The 23647-nt window shown below is 69.8% G+C and carries 23 protein-coding genes; 6 read left to right on the plus strand and 17 right to left on the minus strand.

From position 1 onward, the window contains the following. Window positions 1–118 precede the first annotated feature (118 nt). The 3 genes from H2Q94_RS14350 (at window position 119) to H2Q94_RS14360 (ending at window position 3344) form a co-directional block, all read left to right on the plus strand. Window positions 119–1141 (plus strand): alcohol dehydrogenase catalytic domain-containing protein, encoded by a 1023-nt coding sequence (locus H2Q94_RS14350; protein ID WP_243795358.1) that lies wholly within the window; start codon window positions 119–121, stop codon window positions 1139–1141. Further along, complete coding sequence (gene manD, locus H2Q94_RS14355; RefSeq protein ID WP_243795359.1) at window positions 1138–2352, plus strand: D-mannonate dehydratase ManD; 1215 nt, start codon at window positions 1138–1140, stop codon at window positions 2350–2352. The genes H2Q94_RS14350 and manD overlap by 4 nt, the downstream gene beginning before the upstream one ends. Window positions 2353–2423: 71 nt before the next feature. Further along, the gene (locus tag H2Q94_RS14360) at window positions 2424–3344 is read left to right on the plus strand and encodes a sugar kinase (protein WP_243795360.1); all 921 of its coding nucleotides are present in this window, start codon (window positions 2424–2426) and stop codon (window positions 3342–3344) included. A gap of 210 nt (window positions 3345–3554) precedes the next feature. On the opposite strand, the gene H2Q94_RS14365 is transcribed toward H2Q94_RS14360, so the two are convergent. The 13 genes from H2Q94_RS14365 to H2Q94_RS14425 all read right to left on the minus strand — a co-directional run bounded on the left by H2Q94_RS14365 (window position 3555) and on the right by H2Q94_RS14425 (window position 15812). Continuing rightward, on the minus strand, window positions 3555–3908 hold the full coding sequence (locus H2Q94_RS14365) for a hypothetical protein (RefSeq protein WP_243795361.1): 354 nt from the start codon (window positions 3906–3908) through the stop codon (window positions 3555–3557). After that, entirely contained in the window at window positions 3905–6346 is a 2442-nt protein-coding gene (locus tag H2Q94_RS14370; RefSeq protein WP_243795362.1) for an AAA family ATPase, read from the minus strand. The genes H2Q94_RS14365 and H2Q94_RS14370 overlap by 4 nt, the downstream gene beginning before the upstream one ends. 246 nt (window positions 6347–6592) lie before the next feature. Beyond that, on the minus strand, window positions 6593–7597 hold the full coding sequence (locus H2Q94_RS14375) for an LLM class flavin-dependent oxidoreductase (RefSeq protein WP_243795364.1): 1005 nt from the start codon (window positions 7595–7597) through the stop codon (window positions 6593–6595). Further along, window positions 7594–8082: a MarR family winged helix-turn-helix transcriptional regulator gene (locus tag H2Q94_RS14380; RefSeq protein WP_243795365.1), complete on the minus strand. Its 489-nt coding sequence runs from the start codon at window positions 8080–8082 to the stop codon at window positions 7594–7596. The genes H2Q94_RS14375 and H2Q94_RS14380 overlap by 4 nt, the downstream gene beginning before the upstream one ends. 218 nt (window positions 8083–8300) lie before the next feature. Further along, window positions 8301–9098 carry an IclR family transcriptional regulator gene (locus H2Q94_RS14385; protein WP_243795367.1) on the minus strand — a complete coding sequence of 266 codons (798 nt, stop codon included), beginning with the start codon at window positions 9096–9098 and terminating at the stop codon, window positions 8301–8303. 136 nt (window positions 9099–9234) lie between these two features. After that, a complete protein-coding gene (gene pcaC / locus H2Q94_RS14390; RefSeq protein WP_243795369.1) occupies window positions 9235–9621 on the minus strand; it encodes a 4-carboxymuconolactone decarboxylase in 387 nt (128 codons plus the stop codon). Continuing rightward, the gene (gene pcaD, locus H2Q94_RS14395) at window positions 9622–10383 is read right to left on the minus strand and encodes a 3-oxoadipate enol-lactonase (RefSeq protein WP_243795371.1); all 762 of its coding nucleotides are present in this window, start codon (window positions 10381–10383) and stop codon (window positions 9622–9624) included. Beyond that, window positions 10380–11696 (minus strand): 3-carboxy-cis,cis-muconate cycloisomerase, encoded by a 1317-nt coding sequence (pcaB, locus tag H2Q94_RS14400; protein WP_243795373.1) that lies wholly within the window; start codon window positions 11694–11696, stop codon window positions 10380–10382. Before pcaB ends, pcaD begins: the two co-directional genes overlap by 4 nt. A gap of 19 nt (window positions 11697–11715) precedes the next feature. Beyond that, entirely contained in the window at window positions 11716–12285 is a 570-nt protein-coding gene (pcaG, locus tag H2Q94_RS14405; RefSeq protein ID WP_243795375.1) for a protocatechuate 3,4-dioxygenase subunit alpha, read from the minus strand. Then, the gene (gene pcaH, locus H2Q94_RS14410; protein WP_243795376.1) at window positions 12285–13034 is read right to left on the minus strand and encodes a protocatechuate 3,4-dioxygenase subunit beta; all 750 of its coding nucleotides are present in this window, start codon (window positions 13032–13034) and stop codon (window positions 12285–12287) included. The genes pcaG and pcaH overlap by 1 nt, the downstream gene beginning before the upstream one ends. Before the next feature lie 14 nt (window positions 13035–13048). Then, the gene (locus H2Q94_RS14415; RefSeq protein ID WP_243795377.1) at window positions 13049–14230 is read right to left on the minus strand and encodes a thiolase family protein; all 1182 of its coding nucleotides are present in this window, start codon (window positions 14228–14230) and stop codon (window positions 13049–13051) included. Next, complete coding sequence (locus tag H2Q94_RS14420) at window positions 14227–14997, minus strand: CoA-transferase subunit beta (protein WP_243795378.1); 771 nt, start codon at window positions 14995–14997, stop codon at window positions 14227–14229. Before H2Q94_RS14420 ends, H2Q94_RS14415 begins: the two co-directional genes overlap by 4 nt. Continuing rightward, window positions 14994–15812 (minus strand): CoA transferase subunit A, encoded by an 819-nt coding sequence (locus tag H2Q94_RS14425; protein WP_243795379.1) that lies wholly within the window; start codon window positions 15810–15812, stop codon window positions 14994–14996. Before H2Q94_RS14425 ends, H2Q94_RS14420 begins: the two co-directional genes overlap by 4 nt. Window positions 15813–16286: 474 nt before the next feature. Between H2Q94_RS14425 and H2Q94_RS14430 the strand changes: the two genes are divergently transcribed. Further along, the gene (locus H2Q94_RS14430) at window positions 16287–16925 is read left to right on the plus strand and encodes a LysE family translocator (RefSeq protein ID WP_243795380.1); all 639 of its coding nucleotides are present in this window, start codon (window positions 16287–16289) and stop codon (window positions 16923–16925) included. Between the two features lie 203 nt (window positions 16926–17128). Here the strand turns inward: H2Q94_RS14430 and H2Q94_RS14435 are convergent, their stop codons facing one another. The 4 genes from H2Q94_RS14435 to H2Q94_RS14450 all read right to left on the minus strand — a co-directional run bounded on the left by H2Q94_RS14435 (window position 17129) and on the right by H2Q94_RS14450 (window position 20563). Beyond that, window positions 17129–17839 carry a B3/B4 domain-containing protein gene (locus H2Q94_RS14435; RefSeq protein WP_243795381.1) on the minus strand — a complete coding sequence of 237 codons (711 nt, stop codon included), beginning with the start codon at window positions 17837–17839 and terminating at the stop codon, window positions 17129–17131. Window positions 17840–17942: 103 nt separating this feature from the next. After that, on the minus strand, window positions 17943–18497 hold the full coding sequence (locus H2Q94_RS14440) for an LOG family protein (RefSeq protein ID WP_243795383.1): 555 nt from the start codon (window positions 18495–18497) through the stop codon (window positions 17943–17945). 200 nt (window positions 18498–18697) lie between these two features. Further along, the gene (locus H2Q94_RS14445) at window positions 18698–20362 is read right to left on the minus strand and encodes a (2,3-dihydroxybenzoyl)adenylate synthase (RefSeq protein WP_243795385.1); all 1665 of its coding nucleotides are present in this window, start codon (window positions 20360–20362) and stop codon (window positions 18698–18700) included. A 24-nt stretch (window positions 20363–20386) separates the two neighbouring features. After that, window positions 20387–20563, minus strand: a complete 177-nt coding sequence (locus H2Q94_RS14450) for a hypothetical protein (protein WP_243795386.1) — start codon at window positions 20561–20563, stop codon at window positions 20387–20389. A 460-nt stretch (window positions 20564–21023) separates the two neighbouring features. Between H2Q94_RS14450 and nadA the strand changes: the two genes are divergently transcribed. Together nadA and H2Q94_RS14460 are read left to right on the plus strand one after the other, a co-directional pair. Next, window positions 21024–22037: a quinolinate synthase NadA gene (gene nadA, locus H2Q94_RS14455; protein ID WP_243795388.1), complete on the plus strand. Its 1014-nt coding sequence runs from the start codon at window positions 21024–21026 to the stop codon at window positions 22035–22037. Beyond that, complete coding sequence (locus H2Q94_RS14460) at window positions 22034–23638, plus strand: L-aspartate oxidase (RefSeq protein WP_243795390.1); 1605 nt, start codon at window positions 22034–22036, stop codon at window positions 23636–23638. The genes nadA and H2Q94_RS14460 overlap by 4 nt, the downstream gene beginning before the upstream one ends. Window positions 23639–23647 lie beyond the last annotated feature (9 nt).

A 23647-nucleotide genomic window follows, 5' to 3' on the forward strand; every position in this document is an offset into this window, starting at 1 on the left:
GTGGTCGGCTTGCTCTAGCCGGTCGCTGCTCGGCGGCTTCGCCGCTGACATGACACCGATCAGAAGATCAGGACTGCCCAGTCGTTGTGGTGCACGGGAATTGAGAAGGGAACAGTCGGTGAGCGAACGAGCTGCCGTCCTGCACGGGGCGCGCGATCTGCGGATCGAAGAGGTGGGGCCGGAGCCGTTGCGGCCTGGTGCCGTGCGGGTCGCCGTGCGCGCGACCGGGTTGTGCGGCAGCGACCTGCACTACTACGCCGAGGGCCGCAACGGGTCCAACGTGCTGCGGAGTCCGACCGTGCTCGGGCACGAGGCGTCCGGAGTGGTCACCGAGCTCGGTGACGGCGCCGACCCGGAGCTGCTCGGCAGGACCGTCGCCGTCGAACCGGCCCGGCCGTGCCGCCGCTGCGCGACCTGTGCGGCGGGCCGGTACAACCTGTGCCCGTCCGGGCGGTGCTTCGGTTCGCCGCCGGTGCACGGCACGATCCGCGGCACCTTGGTGGTGGACGCGGAACTGGTGCACCCGGTGCCCTCCGAGATCGACCCCGCGGTGTCCGCGCTGGTGGAGCCGCTGGCGGTGGCGTGCTGGGCGGTGCGCCGTGCCGACGTGTTCAGCGGGGCGTCGGTGCTGATCACCGGGGCCGGACCCATCGGACAGCTGGCGGTGGCGGCGGCGCGAGCGGCCGGGGCGAGCCGCATCGCGCTCACCGACGTGGACGCGCGACGGCTCGCGTCGGCCGACGGCGCCGGTGCCGACGAAGTCCTCGACACCACCGCCGACCGGCCCGCGGCGGCGAGCTTCGACCGGCAGCTGGAGTGCTCCGGGGCACCGGAAGCGGTGAACCTCGAGGCGCTGGTGCCGGGCGGCGCGGTCGCGCTCATGGGCATTCCCGCCGCCCGCCCGGCCGCGGCCGAGCTGCTCGCGGCCGCGCAGCGCTGGGAGATCGACGTGCGCGGCTGCTTCCGCTACGGCCCCGGAGCGTTCCGGACCGCCGTGTCGCTGCTGCGCTCGGGCCGGGTCGACCTGGCCCGGATGGTGACCGCGCGGTTCCCGCTGGAGCAGGCCGACCGGGCGCTCAGCACCGCACTCACCGAACGTGACCACCTGAAGATCGCAGTCCTGTCCGAGGAGTCAGCATGAGGATCACCGCCGCCGAGGTCATCGTGACCTGTCCGGGCCGCAACTACGTCACCTTGAAGGTCACCACCGAGGACGGGGTGACCGGGCTCGGCGACGCCACGCTCAACGGCCGTGAGCTCGCGGTCGCCTCGTACTTGCGCGACCACGTGTGCCCGCTGCTGATCGGCCGGGATTCGGGGCGCATCAACGACATCTGGCAATACCTGTACCGCGGCGCGTACTGGCGGCGCGGTCCCGTCACGATGACCGCGATCGCCGCCGTGGACTGCGCGCTGTGGGACATCCTCGGCAAGGAGGCCGGCCTGCCGGTGCACCGGCTGCTCGGCGGCGCCGCCCGCGACGGGGTGATGATCTACGGGCACGCCAGCGGTCAAACCGTGGACGAGCTGCTCGACGACGTCGCCGGCTACCGGGAGCGCGGTTACCGGGCGATCCGCGTGCAGGCCGCGATCCCCGGGCTGGAGAGCACCTACGGGCTGCACCACCCCGGCACCGGCGCCACCTACGAACCGGCCGACGCCGCGATGCCCTCGGACAACATCTGGCACACCCCGGCCTACCTGGAGTTCGCGCCGGAGCTGATGCGGGCCGTGCGGGAGCGCTTCGGCTACGACTTCCACCTGCTGCACGACGTGCACCACCGGTTGACCCCGCTGGAGGCGGCGCAGCTGGGCAAGTCGCTGGAGCCCTACCGGATGTTCTGGATCGAGGACCCCACCCCGGCGGAGGACCAGGAGGCGTTCCGCACGATCCGGCAGCACACCACCACGCCCGTCGCGGTCGGCGAGGTGTTCAACTCCATCTGGGACTGCCAGCACCTGATCAGCGAGCGTCTGATCGACTACATCCGCACCTCCGTGTCGCACACCGGCGGGATCACCCACCTGCGCAAGGTGTTCGACCTCGCCGCGTTGCACGGCGTGCGGACCGGTTCGCACGGCGCGGGGGACCTGTCACCGATCTCGTTCGCCGCGGCGCTGCAGCTGGACATCACGGTGCCGAACTTCGGAATCCAGGAGTACATGGGGCATTTGGAACCGGCGAGCGAGGTGTTCAAGACGAACTACACCTTCCAGGACGGCTACATGCACCCGGGCGACGCGCCGGGGCTCGGTGTGGAGCTCGACGAGGAGGCCGCCGCGCGCTACCCGTACGAGCCGAAGTACCTGCCGGTGAACCGCCTGCGGGACGGCTCGATGCACGACTGGTGAGCCGCGGGGCGAGGATCGGGTTGACCGCCCCGGCGGCCGCCGGGGCGGGAGTACGACAGGGAGGACCGGGCGTGATCCGGGTATTGGCGATCGGCGAGTGCATGATCGAGCTCACCCATCGGGGAGCGGACGAGCTGTCCCTGGGATGCGCGGGGGACACGTTCAACACCGCGACCTACCTGTCGAGGGTCACCACGCCGGAGCAGGTCCAGGTGGACTACTTGACGCTGCTCGGTGACGATCACTACAGCGACCGGATCCTGACCGCGATGCGGGCGGAGGGCCTCGGCACCGACCGGATCCGGCGCGTCCCCGCCGCACAGCCCGGTCTGTACCTGGTGCGCACCGATGAGCACGGGGAGCGGTCGTTCACCTACTACCGCTCGCAGTCCGCGGCGCGCGGCCTGTTCGACGAGGATTCCGGCGAGGATCCCGATTTCGGCGGCTACGACGTGGTGTACCTGTCGGCGATCAGCCTGCAGATCCTCACTGCTCGTGCGCGAAAGCGGTTGGGGGCGGCGCTGGTGCGGTTCCGCGACGGCGGTGGCCGGGTGGCGTTCGACAGCAACTACCGTCCCGCGGGCTGGCGCGACGCGGCGGAGGCCGCCGAGCACGTGCGGGAGCTGTGGGAGCTGGCCGCGATCGGACTGCCCACGTTCTCCGACGAGCAGGCGCTGTTCGCCGACCCCGACCCCGAGCCCACTGTGGATCGACTGCGCGGGGCGGGGGTGGCCGATGTGGCGGTGAAGGACGGGGCGCAGGGCTGCGTGGTGTTCGACGGCACCCGGGTCGTGCGGCTGCCCGCGGTGCCGGTGGAGGCCGTCGTGGACTCCACCGCCGCCGGTGACGCGTTCGACGCCGCGTACTTGGCGGGCAGGCTCACCGGTGCGGAACCGGTCGCGGCCGCCCGGCAGGCACAGGACCTCGCGGCCACGGTGATCCGGCACCCGGGCGCCATCGTCGACGACTCGATCCTGCCCAAGCGAGGGTGATCGGCCGCCTCGATGCTCCCGAGGTGGTGCGCGGCGAGCAACTGGTCCGCGGAGGCGATGTGCTCTTTCAACGAAGGTGACGGTCACGCCGAGGGAATCGCCGTCCTCCTGACGGCGACGTCCTCGTCGTCGACGACAGCCCGGCCCCTTCGCCCCGGAAGGGGAACGGTCCTGGCCGATGTCCTGCGGCTGGACTGACCTGCGGTCGGCTCAGGGGTTGAGAGCGGCGCACACTTCGCGGGCTCGGTAGTGCCAGTCGCGGAGTTCCGCCGCCGTCGGCGACAGGTCGTAGTCGTGGTGGTGCGCGACCCGGCTCAGCGCATACCAGAGCTCCGCGGTCGCACGTGCCGTGTCCATCCCGGTGAACATCTGCAACGCCAGCAACTGTGCGCGCCTGGAACAGGCGCTCAGTTCGGGACGTCGCTGCCCCCACAACTCGCGCAGCGCGTTCTCCAGGGCCAGCCGCAACAACCACGCGCAACAACGCGGCCACACGCCGCTGACCTCGAGCCGTCCGTTGAGCAGCCGTTCGGCGTGCCGGAGCCGCACCGCACTGGCGCTCATCTCCCCACCACCCACCGAGCGAGCTTTTCGGTCTCGCGCACGAGCGCCCGCAGGTCGAGATTCGGCGGCAGGTGCGCGCCTTGCTTGCATGCCTGGACGGTGTCGATCGCTCTCGGCCCGGCAGGACGCAGCCTGCCGAACAGCTCACTGGTGCGGTTCGGGTCGTCGAGCACCGCGAGCGTGAGTCGCTTGTGCGTCGTCTCGGCGGCGGCGAGCAGCGCCTCGACGCTGTCGTGGCTCTCACCCCGCGCCAGCCGTCGCGCGCGCACCGCGGCGTGACTCGCCGCTTCCAGCGCGGATCGGCACAACGTGGCCACGAGTTCACCCCGTACGTCCACGGGCATGTCGACGGTCTTGACCAGGGCGTCCGCATCGGAAAGGTAACGGGCGACGGGATCGGCGACTTCGCGCAAGCTCACCTCGGACCGTTCCCTGCGGCACACTTCGAGCACCGTCGCGGGCAGTTGCAACCGGCGCAGCGATTCGGTGAGCCGATCGTCGTGGGTGAACACCACGACTTGCCGGTGCTCGGAGGTTTCCGCCAGCACCCTGGCCAGACCGTCCACTTTGGCAGGATCCATGGCTTGCACCGGATCGTCGATGACGAGGAACCGGAACGGGCTCTGCGGCGCGGTCGCGCGGGGCAGGAACAGCGACAGGCCGAGCGCGTGCAGCTCGCCCTGGCTCATCACGCTGAGCGCGGCGCTGTCGGCCCCGTCGACGCTGACGTTGACCTGCACGCGACGTGTGGTCTTGCTGCCCGCCAAGGTCAATCCGTCGAGCTCGACGCTGCTCTGCTGGCGAAGGAGGGACCAGATTCTCCGGGATTCCCGGGCGAACGGTTGCAGTCGCTTGTTCCGCAGGTCATCGCCCGCTTTCGTGAGCCACTTCTTCGCCGCCTGCAGGGACGTCAGCTGCGCGCTGTGGGGTCGTGCGGCCAGGGCTTGGTCGTGCCAGTGCGCGACCTTGCGCGCGAGTGGCGCCCAAATCTCATTGCGCCGGGCCAATTCCTGCTCCGCGAGGAGTCGCAGGGCGTCGAGACGTTTCGCGAGTTCGCGGTGCCGGACGAGCAGTTCGGCCGCGAAGTCGGCGTGATCGTTGATGTCGCGCACCGACCACCATCGTTGCCAAGCCTCGTGGACGTCTTGGGTGGGCAGCACCGAGTCGTCGGAGCCGAGGGCAGCGGGGACCGGCGTCACGAGATCTCGCGCCGCCTGCTGCGCTTCCCGCAGCTCGGATTCTGCTGTCGCCAGTCGTTGGGAACTGCGCTCGAATTCCGCCGCGGCACTGGCGGCCTCCTCCCGCCAGCTCGCGTCGAGCCGCCCCTGACGGCATACCGGGCACGGGGCGTCGCCGACGGCGTCGTGGAAAGCGATGCCGTGCCGCAGCAGTTCGGCCGCGGACTTCGCCGTCGTCGTCTCGTCGGTTCTGGCGTTGTCGGCTCGGGCACTCGCGGTCCCGAGTCCATCAGCGGCCTCGCGCATCTGCTGTTCGGTCGGAAGCACGAGTGCGGTGAGGCCGCGCAGCACGCCGATCGTGTGCTCGTCGGTGTCGTCGCCGAGCGCGAGTTCCGAGAGTGCCTGCAGATCCGGGCGGGTCGCGGCCAGCAGCTCGGCAGCCCGCCGCGCGCGGTCGTCGGCCGCTGCCGCGCAGTCCGCGCGCAGGCGCTTGCGGTCATCCGTGAGCCGCGCCTGTTCGTCCCGCCGAGTCTTCTCCCGATCCGCGATGCGGCGCATGGTGTGGCTGAACGAGTCCAGCCCGAGCAGTGAGTACAGCGCGTCGTGCAGTTCGCTCGGCTTACCGGTGATGAGTTTGCCGAGTTCGCTGTACGGGAGAAAGGGACGGTACGTCGTGAGCAGGTCGGACCACACGCCCACGTCGTAGGCGCCGCGTTTCGCTCCGTGCCGTTGGAGGAATGCGACGGAGCCATCGAGTTCGGCGCCTTCCGGCCATTGTCGCTGCACCGCGATGGGTTTGTCGCTTCCCTCGCGGAGAAGTTCGACACCGACTCGGACCGGGCCGTTGTGATGGACGTTCCGAAAACCTCTCGACCACCCGGTCGTCTTGTTGCGCCACCGCTCGTTTTCGCCGGTGAGGGTGATCTCGGCGGCTTCGGCGAAGCTGGATTTGCCCGACCCGTTCCGTCCGGTGACGACGGTGAGTCCGGCACCGGGTTTCAAGTCGAGCCGTTGTTCTCCAGCTATGCCGCGGAATCCTTCGACGGTGATGCTGCGCAGGAATGTCCCGGGCACGGTCCTGTCCGATGCGTCCGCGGGCTGCGTCGGCCGTGGTGGGCTCGTGCCGTCGAGTGCCGCCGATAGCGCATCGTCGCCGTCGAAGGCGGCGAGGATCAGTTCTTTCGCCGGGTCGGCCAGCCGGTCATCGGCGCTCAATTGTTCGAACAGCAATTCGTGCAGGCTTTGCGCAGCCGGATCCACGCGTACCCCTTCCGCTTCGTGAGCGGATCAGCCTGGTGCGATTGCGGCGTTCGGTCAAGCGGTTTCGCCCGATTGCTGGAACCGATTTTGGTTCCCGATGTGCGGTGCCCGATTCATCCGTGCATATCCACGCCACGATCGCGGAATATGCCGAATGAATCGGGCTGGAGTGACCAGCTGATGACTGCCGGAATGTGGAATATCCCAAGAAATGTCATTCGGTTCGGCAGGCGGGCAGGGCGTGGGTCAGAACCACGCTCCCGCGAGCAGCTTCAAGGAGCGCAGCCGGTCCGCCGGGTCGTGGCAGTAGGTGACGGTGATGAGTTCGTCGGCGCCGGTGCGGTCGACCAGCGCCTCCAGCTCGCGCACCGCGGTCTCGGGGGAGCCGATCGCGTTGATGCTCAGCATCGAGTCGGCGAACCGGCGTTCGTGCTCGCCGCCGACTTCCCCGGGTTCCGTCGGCGGTTGCAGTCCCCGGCGGTTTCCGCTGCGCACGTCCAAGAACATGCGTTGAGCGGTGGTCCACAGCCGGACGGCCTCCTCGTCGGTGGGGGCGACGACGACGTTGACGCCGACCATCACGCGCGGCTCGGTGAGCTGCGCGGTGGGGGCTTCAGTGGAGAACGACGAGCGGTACACCTCGAGGATCTGGTCGAGGTCGGCGGGCGCGAAGTGCGAGGCCACCGCGAACGGCAGGCCCAGTTGCCCGGCGATGGACGCGCCGTTGACCGTCGAGCCGAGCACCCACAGCGGGACGTGCGTGCCCGTCGCCGGTCCGGCCGTGACCGGCGCGCTGTGCGCCCGGCCCTCGTCGCCGAACCAACCGGTGAGGTCGTAGAGGGAGTTCGCGAAGCTCTGCGCGTCGGAACCGGACCGGCTCAGCAGCTGCGCGGTGAGCTGATCGGTTCCCGGCGCGCGGCCCAGTCCGAGGTCGATGCGGCCGGGGTGCAGCTGGGCGAGGGTGCCGAAGGACTCCGCGACCTGCAGCGGCGCGTGGTTGGGCAGCATGATGCCGCCGGAGCCGACGCGGATCCGCTCGGTCCGGCCGGCGGCCTGGGCGATGAGCAGCGCGGTGGCGGTGGCGCCGAGGTTCTGCGTGTTGTGGTGCTCGGCGTACCAGACCCGCGCGTAGCCGAGTTCGTCGGCGAGTTCGGCCGCGGCCATGGACGAGGCGATCGCGTCGGCCATGGTGGATCCCTCGCTGACGGACACGAGGTCGAGGACGTTGAGCGGGACGTGCGGTGTGGTCACGAAGCCCCTCCGGGCGGGTCGGTGTCGAGGAATTCGCCGGTGATGGCCTGGTTGTAGCGGGTGACCATGTCGGACAGTGTCCGCAGATCCTGTTCGCTCCAGTCGGCGAGCATGGCCGCGGTGCCCGCTCTGCGGCGGGCGTGCACGGCGTTGACGGCGTTGATGCCTTGCTCGGTGACGTGCACGACCGACCGGCGGCGGTCGGTGCCGCCGGGAGCGCGGGTCACGCAACCGGCTCGCTGCGCCGCCAGCACCTGCCTGCCGGTGGTCGACGGGTCGAGCCCGAGCGCGGACGCGAGGCAGGTGATGTCCGACGGGCCGCGTGCGATCAGGGTCCGCAGCAGCAGGTACCCGGCTCGGTCGACCTCCTGGTAGAGGTCCCCGCGACGGCACAGCATCTCCAGGTTCCGCACGAGCACCGCGGTCTGGAACTCGATCGCGTCCAACGGGTCGCAGTCGTCGCGGGAAACGGGCTGTTCACCCAAGGCGTCCCTCCCGTCGCTCCGGCCGCAAGCTGATATCGGTATCGTACCGGTATCTCGGATGCGGGAAGCGCGGGTGCACCGAACGCGCACTTCGGGCGCTTGGCCGGCGTGGAAGAACAGAGGTGAGGACACGGGGTGTCCCGGAAACGGGGGCCTTTGACCCCAGGTCGCAGCAGCGGTGCGAACCGCCGACGTTCCGGAGCCTCAGCGGCTCGTGATCACTGCGTGGCCGATGTCGTGCCCGGGGTGACCCGCAGATCGGCGTGGATCGACTCGGCCGTTTCCAGCAGCGGGGGCAGCAGGTTCTCCCGGGCCTGCTCGCCGGTGGTGCGGCTGGCGTGCGAAGAGATGTTCGCCGCCGCCACCACCTGATCGGACCGGTCTCGGATCGGGGCGGCGATGGAACGCAGGCCCGCCTCCAACTCCTGGTCGACCAGCGCCCAGCCCTGCTCGCGGATGCGGGCGAGTTCGACGCGCAACTCCTCGGGGTTGCCGAGGGTGTGCGGGCCGAGCGGGTCGAGCCGCACCCGCGCCAGGAACTCGTCGAGGTGGTCGGCGGGCAGGTGGGCCAGCAGCACCCGCCCCATCGAGGTGGCGTAGGCGGGGAAGCGGGTGCCGATGTTGATCGAGACGGTCATGATGCGGCTGGTGGGCACGCGGGCGATGTAGACGATGTCGTCGCCGTCGAGCACCGAGACCGACGCCGACTCGTGCACCCGCGAGACCAGCCGCTCCAGGTGCGGTTGTGCGATCTCCGGCAGCGACATGCTCGACAGGTACGCGAAGCCGAGCTCCAGCACTCGCGGCGTCAGCGCGAACACCCGGCCGTCGGTCCACACGTAACCCAGCTGCACCAGGGTGTGCAGGAACCGGCGGGCCGCGGCGCGGGACAGGTCGGTGGCGCGGGCGACGTCGCTGAGCGTCATCTCCGGGCGGGACTCGTCGAAGGCGCGGATGACCGCGAGACCGCGCGCAAGCGACTGCACGTAGCCGCCGGATTCCGAAGCCGGTTCCATCGCTCTCCTCGTTCAACGGGCGTGCCGGGGCGTTCCCGTGCCGCCACCACCGTTCCATATCGGACGGTTCGCCTCGGGGTCAGTCCCGGCCCTCGGGTGTCTCCGCTGAGCTCCCGCTGCACCGAGGCCGTGCAACTCAGCCGGATTCCTCGGCGGCCAACACGTCGCGGGCGAGTGCGAAGGCGCGGTTCGCCTTCGGTACTCCGGCGTAGATGGCCACGTGCATGAGGACTTCGCGGATCTCGTCGGTCGACACGCCGTTGCCGCGGGCGGCGCGCACGTGCATCGCGAACTCCTCCTCGCAGCCGGTCGCCGCGAGGATCGCCAGCGTCAGGCAGCTGCGGGTCGGGCGCGGCACGCCGTCCCCGGACCACAGCTCGCCCCACGCGTAGCGGGTGATGAAGTCCTGGAACCCGGCGGTGAACTCCGTCGTGGCGGCCACGGCGCGGTCCACGTGCGCGTCGCCGAGCACGTCCCGGCGCGTCGCCATGCCCTGTTCGCGGCGGGTTGCGTCGTCGGTCATCTACAGGCTCCTCGTGAAGTGGTGCAGCAGCAGGCGGTTCACGGACTCGGCGCGTTCGACGTTGGCCAGGTGGGAGGCATCGGGGATGATCTCCACCCGGGCACCGGGCACGCCCGCGCCGATGCGTTCCGCGTGCGGCGGGGGCGTCGCCGGGTCGTCGCGACCGGCGATGACCAGCGTCGGGGCGGTGATCCGCGGCAGGCCGTCGACCAGGTCCATGTCGGCGATGGCCTCCGCGCAACTCGCGTAGCCCTCGTCGTCGCAGGCTCTGAGCGCGTCGCCGAACTTGGCCACGACGTCCGCGCGGGACGCCAGGGCGGGAGTGAACCAGCGGGTCAGCGAACCGTCCACCATGGACTTCGTACCGTCTCGTCGGGCCAGCGCGGCGCGCTCGCGCCATGCCTCGCGCGGGGTGAGTTCGGCGGAGGTGCAGAGCAGCGCGAGCCGGTCGAGGCGGTCCGGGGCGTTCTCGGCCAGCCACATCCCCGTCATGCCGCCCAGCGACACCCCGGCGAAGTGCGCCCGCTCGACGTCGAGGTGGTCGAGCAGTTCGAGCACGTCGCCACCGAGGTCGGCCAGCGCGTACGGACCGGGAGTGCCCGGAGTGCGGCCGTGCCCGCGCTGGTCGTAGCGCAGCACCCGGAAGCGCTCGGACAACGCGGACAGCTGCGCGTCCCACAGGCCGAGGTCGGTGCCGAGCGAATTCGACAGCACGACCACCTCCGCGCCCTCCGGGCCGGTGAATTCGTAGTGCGGGATCATTGCGGATTCCCTCCCGATTCGTGCAGTGCCAGCGCGCGAGCGATGAACGCGCCCGCCGAGCCCAGGTGGTCGGCGGGCTCGGTCGCCTCGATGATCTCGTTCTCGGACAGTGCGGCGCGCACCCGTTCGTCGGCGAGCAGCGCTTCGCGCAGCGTGCCGCCGCGTTCGGCGACCCGCTCGCAGAGCTCCTTCACGAGGCGTTGTGCCTCGGTGCGGCTCAGTTCCGCTTGCAGCGTCGCGGATGCGCTCTCGGCCATCACCAGACCGCCGGTGAGGTCCACATTGGACGACATTCGTGCCGTGTTCACCCGCAGGCCCGCCAGCAGCCGCTCGGTGCCCGCGGCGGCCGCGGCGACCAGCCGCAGCAGCTCCGTCAGCGGTTCCCACTCCGCCTGCCACGCCCCGGCCGCGCGCTCGTGCGCCTGCGGCATCGCGGCGAGCAACGTGGCCACCAGGCCCGGAACCCGATGGGTCGCGGCGGAGATCAGCACCGAACCGGCCGGATTCTGCTTGTGCGGCATGGCCGAGGAACCCCCGGAGCTGCCCTCGGTGAGTTCGCCGACCTCGGTCTGCGCGTGCAGCTCCACGTCCAGCGCGATCTTGCCGAGCGCGCCCGCGACGGTGCCCAGCGTCCCCGCCAGCTCGCCGATGCGGGTGCGGTCGGTGTGCCACGGCAGCACCGGCTCGGCGAGGCCGAGTTCCGCGGCGAGGTGTTCGAGGACCGCCACGCCCTGATCGCCCAGCGACCCCAACGTTCCGGCGGGGCCGCCGAACTGCACCGCGAGCCGCCGCGCCACGACCCGCTCCAGTGCGGTCGTGGACTCGGTGAGCGCGGTCAGCCAGGTGGCGCAGCGGCGCCCGAACGTCGTCGGCAACGCCTGCTGCAGCAGTGATCGCCCGATCATCAGCGTGCCCCGGTGCTCCTCGGCCAGCCGGGCGCACCGGTCCGCCGCGCCGTGCAGATCACCGAGCACTCCCCGCAAGGTGCGGCGGGTGAGCAGCATCGCGGCCGTGTCCAGCACGTCCTGGCTGGTCGCCCCGAGGTGCACGTAGGGACGTGCGGCGGGGTCGAGCAGTTCGGTGAGATCGCCGACCAGCGCGATGACCGGTGTGGCCGAGGAGACCGCGCGGTGCGAGATCGAGTCCACGTCGAACTCGTCCGCCCTGCAGTGCGCTGCGATCTCGTTCGCGGCGGACTCCGGGATCACTCCGGCCCGTGCCTGCGCCCGGGCCAGCGCGGCCTCGAAGTCGAGCATCGCCTGCACCCAGGCCGCGCGGCCGGTGCGCCGCTCGGCGTCCGGGGTGGTGAACATCGGGGTGAACAAGCCGGCCTCAGAGCTCGAAGAAGACGGTCTCGGCATCGCCCTGCAACCTGATGTCGAAGCGCACCCCATCCGGTTCGGCCCGCGCCACCAACGTTCCTCGGCGATCCAAGTCCACACTGGACAGAACCGGGTCGGCATCGTTCGCGTCGGCCTCATCGGGGAAGTACACGCGGGTGACCAGGCGGTTGAGCATCCCGCGGGCCAGCACGGTGACGTTCAGGTGCGGCGCCTCGGTGCGCCCGTCCGGCGTCGGCAGCGGACCCGGTTTGACGGTGCGGAACCAGAACCCGCCCTCCGGATCGGTGCCGCAGCGCCCGAATCCCTCAAACGCGGCGGACTCGCCGCGCGGATCCGCGGGGTGCGAGAACCGGCCCCGTTCGTCGGCGTGCCAGATCTCGATCACCGCGTCCGGCACCGGGTCGCCGTTGCCGTCGAACACCGTGCCGCGCACCGTCAACGCCCCCGGCGTGCCCGCCGCGACGACCTCCGGGCCGTCCGTCCACAACAGACCGTCGGGCAACGCGTAGAAGGGGCCGACCGTCTGCGACGGCGTGGTGAGCTCAGCGGATTCCGCCATCAGTCGTCGTCCTCCTCTTCGTCCTCGAACGGAGTGGCCGCGGCGCCGCGCAGCACGATGTCGAACTTGTAGCTCAACGCCCACTCGGGCACCGTGCTGTCCAGGTCGAAGCGGCTGATCATGCGCTCGCGGGCCTGCGGATCGCGCACCGAGTTGAAGATCGGGTCCTGGTGGAACAGCGGGTCTCCGGGGAAGTACATCTGAGTGATCAGCCGCTGCGTGAACGCCTGGCCGAACAGCGAGAAGTGCAGATGCGCGGGCCGCCACGCGTTGTCGTGGTTGCGCCACGGGTACGCGCCGGGCTTGATCGTGACGAACCGGTACTCGCCCTGATCGTCGCTCATGGCCCGCCCGACACCGGTGAAGTTCGGGTCCAGCGGAGCCGGGTGCCGGTCTCCCGCATGCCGGTAGCGGCCCGCGGAATTCGCCTGCCACAGCTCGATCAGCGTGTTCGGAACAGGCTTGCCGTCCGAATCGAGCACCCGGCCGCTGACGATGATCCGCTCGCCGAGCGGTTCGCCGTCGTGGCCGACGGTCAGGTCGTGGTCGGTCTCGGAGACCCGGTCGTTGCCGAGCAGCGGCCCGGTGACCTCGGTGAGGTACTGCGGCAGCAGGTGCAGCGGCCGCTTCGGGTGGCGCAACGCCGACGAGCGGTACCCGGACGAGTCCAGCGGCGGGTGCGAAGCGTCGTCGCGCCGGTAGTGCGGCAGCAGCAGGCCGGATCGCTGCGGGGTGGTCTCGGTGGTCATCGTCGACTCCTCCTTCAGGCGTGCAGGACCACGGCCAGGCCCTGCCCGACGCCGATGCAGATGGCGGCCAGACCCCAGCCGCCACCGGCTCGGCGCAGCTGGTGCGCCAGGGACCCCAGGATGCGCGCCCCGGACGCTCCGAGCGGGTGGCCGATGGCGATGGCACCGCCCTGGACGTTCACGATCTCCGGGTCCAGGTCCGGCCATTCGGCTAGGCAGGCCAGCGACTGCGCGGCGAACGCCTCGTTGAGTTCCACCGCCGTCAGATCGCCCCAGCCGATGCCGGCCCGGCGCAGCGCGGTGTTCGCGGCCTCCACCGGCCCGATGCCGAACACGTCCGGATCCACTCCGGCCACGCCGCGCCCCGCGATGCGGGCCAGCGGGGTCACGCCCAGCTCACCGGCCACCGCCTCCGACCCGATGAGCAGCGCGGCGGCGCCGTCGTTGAGCGGGGACGAGTTGCCCGCGGTGACGGTGCCGTCGCCGCGAAACGCGGGCTTGAGCTTCGACAGCGCCTGCACGGAGCTGTCCGGCCGGATGCCCTCGTCGCGGGTCAGCTCGGTTCCGGGAACGGGGGAGACCTCGCGGTCGAACAGGCCCGCTTCCCACGCCTCGGCCGCGCGGCGGTGGCTGCGCACCGCGAACTCGTCCTGCTCGTCGCGGGTGAGCTCGTAGCGGTCGGCGAGCTGTTCGGCGGAGGCGCCCAGCGCGATCGTCCAGCGCTCCGGCATCTCCGGGTTGGTCATCCGCCAGCCCAGGGTCGTCGAGTGCAGCGTTTCGTGCCCGCGCGGGAACCCGCCCTCCGGCTTCTGCAGCACCCACGGGGCGCGGCTCATCGACTCCACGCCACCGGCGATGGTCAGCTGCTGGTCACCGGTCTCCACGGCCCGGCTCGCGCCGATCACCGCCTCCAGCCCGGAACCGCACAGGCGGTTGACCGTGGCGCCCGCGACGCTCGTCGGCAGTCCCGCCAGCAGCGCGGCCATCCGCGCGACATTGCGGTTCTCCTCGCCGGCACCGTTGGCGTTGCCGAACGCGATGTCCTCGACGCGGGCGGGATCCAGCTCGGGCGTGCGCTCCACGAGGGTGCGCACGACGTGCGCGGCGAGGTCATCGGGACGCACCGGCGCGAGGCCCTTGCCGTAGCGGCCGATGGGGGTGCGCACCGAATCGAGGACGTAAGCGCCGTTGCTCATGCCTTGTCTCCTTCGATCGTCGCCTTCAACTCCCGCAGCACGCGCAGCTCGGTGTCGCTCGGAGCCTCCTGCACCGCGGGCTCGGCGACCACCTTGAGGTCCCAGCCGGTCGCGGCGCGCACCTGCTCGACGTCCGCGCCGGGGCTGAGGTGGGTCAGCGTCAGCTCGCAGGTCTCCGGGTCCGGTTCCATGATGCCCAGGTCGGTGATCACCTTCACCGGGCCGCGCCCGCGCAGCCCGAGGCGCTCCCGGTCGCCCTTGCCCGCCCCGTAGCCGACTGAACTGACGAAGTCGACCGATTCGACGAAGCTGCGAGTGCTCTGGCGCATCACCACCAGCACTTCGCGACAGGACGCGGCGATCTCCGGGGCACCGCCCGCGCCGGGCAGCCGCACCTTCGGATCCGCGTAGTCCCCGCCGATGACGGTGGAGTTGATGTTGCCGAACTTGTCGATCTGCGCGCCGCCGAGGAAGCCGAAGTCGATGCGTCCGGGCTGCAGCCAGTAGTTGAAGATCTCCGGCACGCTCACGACGGAGTCCGCGGTGTCGGCCAGGACGCCGTCACCGATGGACAGCGGCAGCCGGTCCGGTTTGGCGCCGAGCGTGCCCGACTCGTAGATCAGTACCAGCTCGGGGGCATGGGTGCGCCGCGCGAGGTTCGCGGCGGTGCTGGGCAGCCCGATGCCGACGAAGCAGGCGGAGCCGTTGGTCAGCGAGCGCGCGGCGGCGACGCTCATCATCTCGTCGGCGGTGAACGTCTCGGTCATCGCGCGCTCCTCTCGGCCAGTCCTTCGCCGTCCAGCCAGGACTCGAACTCCGCGCGGTCCCGCGAGATGGCGTCCCACTTCTGGTAGTAGGCGTTGTCCCGTTCCGAATAGCCCTGCGCGTACGAGGGGTGCGCGCCGCCGGGGACCTCGGCGACGGCGGTGACGGCCCAGTTGGGCAGCACGACCGATCCAGGCCGGGGCGTGAGCTCGTCGACGATCTCCTCGACGGTCACCAGCGATCGCTTCGAGGCGAGCACCGTCTCCTTCTGCACGCCGGTGATGCCCCACATCTGCACGTTGCCTTCGCGGTCGGCCTGCTGGGCGTGCACGATGCCGACGTCCGGGTTCAGCGCGGGCACCGCCGCCAGCTCCTCGCCGGTGAACGGGCAGGTCACCGTCTTGATGGAGTCCGTCTGCGCGGGCAGGTCGGTGCCGGTGTAGCCGCGCAGGATCGCGAACGGCAGCCCGGAGGCGCCGGCGGCGTAGCGGTTGGCCATGCCCGCGTGGCTGTGCTCCTCGATCTCCAGCGGGCGCGGCCAGGAGTGCTGCACCGCGTCGCGGAACCGGTGCAACGAGCCGACGCCGGGGTTGCCGCCCCAGGAGAAGACCAGCTTGCGGGCGCAGCCGGCGCCGATGAGCTGGTCGTAAACGATGTCCGGGGTCATCCGGCACAGCGTGAGCTCCCGCTTGCCCTGGCGGATGATCTCGCGTCCGGCCGCGACCGGGATGAGGTGTGTGAAGCCTTCGAGTGCGATCGCGTCGCCGTCGGCGACCAACTCGGCGATCGCCTCGCTCAGCGTCAGGATGCGTGCCACCGATCCGCTCCGATCGTGCGCATAGTGAACAGGTGTGCTGAGAGCGAACGCTAGTGCCCTGGGGGTCCGCCGGTCAAGCGAACGACCGCGTGAGCTGGGCGCGGACCTCGCCCCGGTCGACCGGATGCGGCCGGGTACCGCCCGGTGTGACGTCCCATCGCTCATGGCTTTTGCGCCGCATCGGCGTCGGTCGTCACGGCGACCCATTTCGGCCGGCGCAGTCGCTTCACGCTGTCGAATCACCGGATCGCGCACTGGGGCGGATCAGTTTCGGCCGGCGGCGCGAGGCGAATCTCGATCGGCACTCCAGGTTGCGGGACCTGCGTCAAAGCGCCACCACGATGAACGCGAAGAGCTACACTCATGTCCGTCTGTTCGTGAAGTTGATCCTGGGGGATGAATGAAACGAGTACGTCGCCGTGGCGACTTCAAGTGTTCGCGGACCTTCAGCGGCTCGCAGCGGGGTGGTCGGTGATGACCAGCGCGGCGCTGTCCGGTTTTGTGCTGGTGGCGATTCTGGGAGTTATCACGCCGGGGTTGGACACGATGCTCGTCCTCAGACAGGCACTCCTCGGGGGGCGTTGGAACGGTTTGGCTTCGGCCGTCGGGATTACCTTGGGATGCCTGGTTTGGGGTTCGGCGAGCGTCGTCGGCCTGACCGCCTTGATTACGGCATCCGAAGTCGCCTACAACGTGGTGCGCATCGCCGGTGCCGTGTACCTGATTTGGTTGGGCGGGTCCGCGCTCTGGAAGTCGTTGCTGCGCAATAGGGCGGGAAATGGCTCGGAGCAGGATTGGTCAGCTGGAAACGACGCGATCACCCGCCGCTCGGCGCTGCGTTCGGGCCTCGTCACGAACTTGCTCAATCCCAAAGTGGGCGTGTTCTACATGAGCCTGTTGCCGCAGTTCATCCCCATGAACTCGAACTCCGCTCTGTGGGGCGGACTGCTCGTGGCGATCCACCTGTCCATCTACCTGATTTGGCTGCCGAGCCTGGTGTGGGTGGCCGACCATGCGCGATCCGTTCTCATTCGACCGAAGGTGCGTCGCTGGATGGACCGGGCGACGGCCGGCGTCCTGCTGGGGCTGGGTCTCAAGATGGCGATCGAGTAGAGCGGCTGCGCACCGGCCCGCCGAGAACCCGGCGGGCCGACCGGTCGTGCCGTGCGCGTGCGAGGCGTCCGCGTGGGACGACCGCCGCGCAGGACGACGGCCGTGCGTGGAGCACGGGTCGCGCTCGCCGATCTTCTCCCGTCACCGGTCGTCGGGAGAACGCGATGGCCGGGCGTGCGGGTTTCGCGAGTTCTGAGGGGAGATCAGGTCAAGACCGCGCGGGAGTCGTCCGAGTCGAGCACCTGCGGGAATGACGCAGGTCCGAAGAACTTCTCCAAGCCGGAGTGCAGCTCGGTGATGAACGACTTCGTGGCGGTCTCATCGACCTGGTCGAGGAGTTCGACGACGATGATGGCATTGGTGGTTTCCCGCCGAATGAGCGCTTGCGCGGCTTGCCGCCAGACGAAGTGGCGGGTGAGGATTTGGTTTCGCCACGCGTAGGCGACCTCATTCGGTTCGACGGGAACCGCTTCCGGGGCATCAAGAGGCTGGAACAGGTCGTCTTCCCGGGTGCGGCGAAGTTCGAGCTCACCTCCGCCGATGTCATCGGCGTCGAAGGCGCCGAGCGGGACGACGTGCCGCAACGACAGGGAATGAATGAAGTCGGTCAGCGGGTTCAGGCGGAGCGGCTCGGGGCTCTTGAAGGCGCGGCGCACCATGGATTCGATGGCGCAGGGGTACTTCTTTCCGTTGATTCCCAGATTGCGCAGCGCATCCCGCCACGGGGCCACGAACGGATGCTGCTGGGCGGATCCGACCGAATTCAGCTGGGCGCCCATGTCTTGCCAGCTCGCGGCCAGCAATGCGTCGATTTCGGGATTGTCGGTGGTGTTATCGATCCCGCGGACCGCGGTGGCGACGATGCGCATGCCTGGGTTGGGCGAGAGGACATCGGCTTTGACGTCGAGAATCACGTGATCAAGTTAGCAGACCCCGCCGATGCCGCCGGGGAGAATCGCGTGCGGCATGTCCGCCGCGCCGTCGGCGAACCTCGGCGAATGCGGCGCGATGCCCGAGTCAGGTCGTCACCGGGGCTTCGGCCTCGCACATGTCCAGCGCCTCGGCCACGGTGGTGGCGACCCGCAGCGCGCTGCGCCATTCGTGGCTGATGAACCCGGTTCGGTGCATCCGATCCGTCCAGGACACGAGTTCCCCGAAGTGCCCCTCGTGATCGAGCAGCACAAGCGGTTTCGAGTGCGGGACGAGCATTCGCGTCGTCCACGACTCGAAGATCTCATCGCAGGTGCCCACGCCTCCGGGAAGAGCGAGCAACGCGTCCGACCGCGTGATCATCGTGGCTTTCCGCTGACTCACCGACGGCAGCACCACCAGTTCCCCGGCGTCACGATCGGCCTCGTGCAGCAATGCTTCCGGCACGACACCGACCGTGCGGCCCCCTGCCGCACGCGCCGCGTCGGCGACAGCGCCCATCATGGAAACGGCTTCGCCACCGGTCACGAGCGTCCAACCGCGTTCCGCGATGCCCCGCCCCGTCTCGGCCGCGAGGTCTTGGTAGGTGCGGGGGATGCTGGTGGACGCACTGCAGAAGACACACACGGATAAGGGATGCACGTCAGGTCCTCTCGATGGCGGCGGTGCGTCGGCGACTCCGTGCCGGTACCCGCCGCCGTGCTGTCCGGCGTAGGGCGTACCGTCTGGGGATCCAGGCTCGTTCGTCGCGCGTTTCGCCGGTGGGTGCGAGTCCGAGATCGCCACATCACCACGGGGATGCCCGCTCGGCTCGGCGGATCGCAGCGGGTACGGATGCGGTTTCACGGGGAAGGGGTGGTTTGCCGCTTGGGGGAAAGCTCTTCTTGCGCAAGCCGGTCCGCGATGTCGGCTCGCAGGGCCACCTTGTCCACCTTTCCGACGCCCGTGAGCGGAAGCGCGTCGATCTCGACGAGCCGTTCCGGCAGCTTGAACCGCGCCAGGCCGTGCTGCTCCAGGAACATGCGCAAGGCACGCAGATCGACGCCGCCGTCATCGGTCGCGGATACGGCGTAGAGGCACACCGCCTCGCCGAGCACGGCGTGCGGCATGGCGACCGCGGCGGCGGAACGGATGCTCGGGTGCCGGACTACCAGCGCTTCGAGCTCGTCGGCCGGGATCTTCTCGCCACCGCGGTTGATGACGTCTTTGACGCGGCCCATCACGATGAAGTTGCCCGCTGGATCCATCTTCACCAGGTCTCCCGTGCGGTAGAAACCATCAGCGGTGAAGGACGCCGCAGACGCGCCCGCGTGGTATCCGGCGATCACCCCCGGGCCGCGTGCGAGCAGTTCGCCCGTTTCACCGGTCGGCACCGATTCGCCGCGCTCGTCCACGACCAGCGTTTCGTCGGCGGGTGAGGAAGGCCTGCCCTGCGTGCCGACGATCATCTCTGCGGGGTCGTCGAGCCGGGTGAAGTTCAACAGGCCCTCGCTCATCCCGTAGACCTGCTGCACTCGGCCGCCCAGGAGTGCGTGCGCGCGCTCGGCGGTGGTTTCGGACAAGCGCGACCCGCCGACCTGGAGGACGCGAAGGCTCGAGGTGTCGTACTCATCGCGTTCCGCGGCCTGCAGCCAGCGCAGCAGCACCGCGGGGGCCAGGGCGCAGTGCGTCACCCCCTCGGTCGCCACGAGCCGCAGAGCCGCCGCGGGATCGTCGGGGCCGGCGAGGACCACCCGGCCTCCGCTCGCGAGCGTGCCGAGCACCCCGGGATGCCCGAAGGCGAAGCTGTGGGTGGCGGGAAGCGCTGCCAGGTACACGGAGCTCTCGTCCAAACAGGACACTTCAGCGGCGTGTCGGATCACGTGGCCGAACGCCTCGTGCGTTCGTGGAATGGGCTTGGGCGCACCGGTCGTGCCGCTGGAGAGCAGATGCAGCGCCACATCCGAGGGTGAGCGACGCCGGGTGGCGGGGGACCGGGCAGGCTCGGCCCAGAGGGCTTCGAGGTCCACTTCGTCCGGCAGGTCGCCACCGCCCGAGACCACCAGGTTGCGCACGCAGGCGTGTCGTTGCCGAAGCCCGCGCGCCATGGCCAGGTGATCGAACCGGCGTTGCCGACGCGGCACCGCCATGATCGTGGGTCGCAACGCCGCCAGCACCGGGTCGAGTTCGTGCTCGCGCAGCGCTGGCAATGTCAGCACCGGCAGGGCGCCGACCCGCAGCAGTCCCAGCACCAGCACCAGCATCCCGATTTCGTTGGGCAGCTGGACGATCGCCGTGTCGCCGGCGCCGACGCCGAGGCGCCGCAGCCCCGACGCACAAGCCGTCGCGGTGTCGGCGAGCTCGCCTCGTGAGACCGAGCGCGATCCCTCCGTGAGCGCGGGCGCGGACCGCTGGTGTCCGCTCAAGACGAGGTCGTCCAGCAGCTCTGGTCGCCACCACCCCGCGGCGCGGTAAGCGGCCTTCCGGGAAATGGGCACGTCGTTCGTGGCGTTTCCATCGTGCGACAACGGATCTCCCGTGGCGTCGGGGCCTCAGTGGTCGGGCAGCGAGTCGGCCAGCTCGGCGACCGTGTAGTCGTGGGAGTCCCACAAGTCCACGTTGAACACCGAGCGTTCGCGGAGTTCGATCTCCAGCTGTGCGGTTTCGGTGGAGTCGAGCCCCAGGTCGGCGCGTAGTCGGGTCTCGTGTTGTACGGCCCCGGGATCCACCCCTATAGCGGATAGAATTTCACGCGCGACAGATATTTTATCGAATGGTTCAGCTGTCACGAGTATTCACGATAGACACGTTGTGCGCGGCCGCGCAATCGTTCGTAGAGCGCGTGTTCCGAGCGAGAAATAGTGGATCTCCGGCGGAACTGGGCGGGTTCACCGATTTGGAGGAGTTGGCGGTCAGCGAGCCGGTGGTACGGTACGAGCGTCTTCATTCGGGGAGCGATCCTCCCTGGGGGGACTGGGGCTTTCTGGGGTTCTTCTGCAGGCCGAGCTCGGGTTGTGACCCGACGTGTCGGCATGCTCGGTGTGCCTGAACGGTTGTCAATCGGAGTGCGAGCGCATGGCGTCCCGGCAATGGGGGCGGTGAGTTCTGCGCGCTGAACCGCCGTTGGCTCATTACTGAAGTTCACCGTGTGGTAATGGCCTGTTCGCGCCTGCAGGAAGGTGTCTGAGGATGAAAATCTCCGAACCCGTCGATGCGCTGACGCCGTATTCCGGCGTGGAGCCTGACGCTTCCTGGCGCGACGAGGTGCACGAGCTGGCGGAGCAGCGTGACGCGATCATCCTGGCGCACAATTACCAGGTTCCGGCAATTCAAGACGTCGCCCATCACACGGGTGACTCCTTGGCTTTGAGTCGGATCGCGGCGACGTGCGACGCGTCAACGATTATTTTCTGCGGTGTCCACTTCATGGCAGAGACCGCAAAAATTCTCGCGCCCGAGAAGACCGTTCTCATTCCGGACGCCAGAGCGGGCTGCTCGTTGGCCGACTCGATTACGGGAGCGGATCTGCGCGAGTGGAAGAGTCTGCATCCCGGCGCGGTCGTCGTATCTTATGTGAACACCACGGCCGAGGTCAAAGCAGAGACCGATGTCTGCTGCACGTCCTCCAATGCGGTCGACGTGGTGAACTCCATCCCGCCCGGCCGCGGCGTGCTGTTCTGCCCGGACCAGTTCCTCGGCGCCCACGTCAAACGGCGGACGGGCAGGGATGATCTGTACATCTGGGCGGGCGAATGCCATGTGCACGCCGGGATCAATGGTCCGGAATTGGCCGGCCGAGCAGCGGAGAACCCCGACGCCGACCTGTTCATCCACCCGGAGTGCGGTTGCGCGACGTCGGCCCTTTACCTCGCGGGTGAGGGGATCGTGCCGAGCGAGAAGGTCAAGATCCTCTCGACCGGCGACATGGTCGACCAGGCCCGGACGACCAACGCCAAGCGGGTGCTGGTCGCCACCGAGGTCGGCATGCTGCACCAGCTGCGGAAGGCGGCGCCGGAGATCGAGTTCGCCGCGGTGAACGAACGGGCGTCGTGCCGGTACATGAAGATGATCACCCCGGCGGCGTTGTTGCGCGGACTGCGCGAGGGCGAAGACGAGGTGCTCCTCGACCTGGAGGTCGCGAAGCGGGCGAGGGGCGCCGTCCAGCGGATGATCGAGATCGGCCGGCCGGGAGGCGGCGAATGACCTGGTCCTGGGAGACCGGCGTCGACCTGGTGATCGTGGGCAGCGGAGTCGCCGGGCTCACCGCGGCTGAGCGCGCGGTGCGCCTGGGTTTGAGCGTCGCCGTCCTCACCAAGAGCGCCGTCGACGACTGCAACACGCAATGGGCGCAGGGGGGAGTCGCGGCGGTGTTGCCCGACCAGCGTGACCCCGGGGACTCCGTCGCCGCGCACGTGGCAGACACGTTGCTGGCCGGAGCCGGCCTGTGCGAGCCGGAGTCGGTCGGTTCGATCCTGGCCGCCGGACCAGCCGCGCTCACCCGGCTGCGCGCGCGAGGTGCGCGGTTCGACTTGACGGAACGCAACGTCTTGGCCCGCACCCGCGAGGGCGGCCACCGCGCGGCGAGGATCGTGCGTGCAGGTGGAGATGCGACCGGCGCCGAACTGGAGCGCGCCTTGTTCGCGGCCGCTGTCGACGCCGGGCCTGCGGTGCTCGAAGGGCACCTGGTCACCGAGATCGCGCTGGCCGGTGACCGGTCCGTCGCCGGAGTGCGCCTGCTCGACCAGGAAGGGCGTCCCGCGCTGCTGCGCGCCCCGGCCGTGTTGCTGGCTACCGGGGGTCTCGGCCAGGCGTACCGGGCGACGTCGAACCCCGCGGTGGCGACCGGCGACGGATTGGCGCTGGCGCTGCGGGCGGGAGCGACCGCCTCCGACCTCGAGTTCGTCCAGTTCCACCCGACGGTCCTCTACACCGGACCGCACGCCAGCGGCCGTTGTCCGTTGATCACCGAGGCCGTGCGTGGTGAGGGCGCCGTGCTGATCGACGCCGGCGGAGCCGAGGTGATGGACGGGGTGCACGAGCTCGGTGACCTCGCACCTCGCGACGTCGTGTCCGCGGCGATCACTCGACATGTGCGCACGGCCCCCGGCGGGGTGGACGATCACGTCTTCCTCGACGCCACCGGGATCGCCGGTTTCGCCGAGAGGTTTCCGACCGTGCACGCGGCATGCCGCACCGCCGGGTTGGATCCGGTGCGCGATCCCATCCCGGTCGCGCCCGCCGCGCACTACCACTGCGGCGGCGTTGTCACCGATGCCATGGGGCGCACGGACGTGCCAGGTCTTTACGCGGCCGGTGAAGTGGCTCGCACCGGGCTCCACGGAGCGAATCGGCTGGCGTCGAACAGTCTGCTGGAAGGGCTGGTCGCAGGGGAGCGGGTGGCTGCCGCCGTCGCCGCGGCGCGGCGACCGGTGCTCGAACCGGGTGGCCCGGCCGCCGAGCTGATGGTCGCCGTGGACGACCTCGCTCGATTGCGCCGTCTGATGAGCACCGAGGTGATGATCGACCGCAGCGAAGCGGGCCTGCGTGCCGTCGAGTCCTATTTGGACGGTTCGGCGACCCCGCTGATCCCGGCAACGCGGGCGGATTGGGAACGGGCCGCGCTCACGTTGGCCGCACGTGCGGTGGTCGCCGCGGCCCTACATCGCACAGAGTCGCGCGGCTGTCATACGCGGGTGGATTTTCCCCGGACCGACCGACGCTGGCGCCGCAGCGTCGCGGTCCGCCTCGACGACACCGGCCGCCTGCTCACCGATGCCCGAGCCCTGGTTGGAGACGCCAGATGATCGATTCGT

This window comes from Saccharopolyspora gloriosae (assembly GCF_022828475.1).
Lineage (GTDB): Bacteria > Actinomycetota > Actinomycetes > Mycobacteriales > Pseudonocardiaceae > Saccharopolyspora_C > Saccharopolyspora_C gloriosae_A.

Bases quoted from the DNA above. Each gene is read 5' to 3' on its own strand.
- H2Q94_RS14460 (WP_243795390.1), top strand. From the start codon at position 22,034: ATGACCTGGTCCTGGGAGACCGGCGTCGACCTGGTGATCGTGGGCAGC.
- pcaG (WP_243795375.1), bottom strand. From the start codon at position 12,285: ATGGCGGAATCCGCTGAGCTCACCACGCCGTCGCAGACGGTCGGCCCC.
- H2Q94_RS14385 (WP_243795367.1), bottom strand. From the start codon at position 9,098: ATGGAACCGGCTTCGGAATCCGGCGGCTACGTGCAGTCGCTTGCGCGC.
- H2Q94_RS14430 (WP_243795380.1), top strand. From the start codon at position 16,287: ATGACCAGCGCGGCGCTGTCCGGTTTTGTGCTGGTGGCGATTCTGGGA.
- H2Q94_RS14420 (WP_243795378.1), bottom strand. From the start codon at position 14,997: ATGACCGAGACGTTCACCGCCGACGAGATGATGAGCGTCGCCGCCGCG.
- H2Q94_RS14415 (WP_243795377.1), bottom strand. From the start codon at position 14,230: ATGAGCAACGGCGCTTACGTCCTCGATTCGGTGCGCACCCCCATCGGC.
- pcaB (WP_243795373.1), bottom strand. From the start codon at position 11,696: ATGTTCACCACCCCGGACGCCGAGCGGCGCACCGGCCGCGCGGCCTGG.
- pcaD (WP_243795371.1), bottom strand. From the start codon at position 10,383: ATGATCCCGCACTACGAATTCACCGGCCCGGAGGGCGCGGAGGTGGTC.
- pcaH (WP_243795376.1), bottom strand. From the start codon at position 13,034: ATGACCACCGAGACCACCCCGCAGCGATCCGGCCTGCTGCTGCCGCAC.
- nadA (WP_243795388.1), top strand. From the start codon at position 21,024: ATGAAAATCTCCGAACCCGTCGATGCGCTGACGCCGTATTCCGGCGTG.
- H2Q94_RS14365 (WP_243795361.1), bottom strand. From the start codon at position 3,908: ATGAGCGCCAGTGCGGTGCGGCTCCGGCACGCCGAACGGCTGCTCAAC.
- manD (WP_243795359.1), top strand. From the start codon at position 1,138: ATGAGGATCACCGCCGCCGAGGTCATCGTGACCTGTCCGGGCCGCAAC.
- pcaC (WP_243795369.1), bottom strand. From the start codon at position 9,621: ATGACCGACGACGCAACCCGCCGCGAACAGGGCATGGCGACGCGCCGG.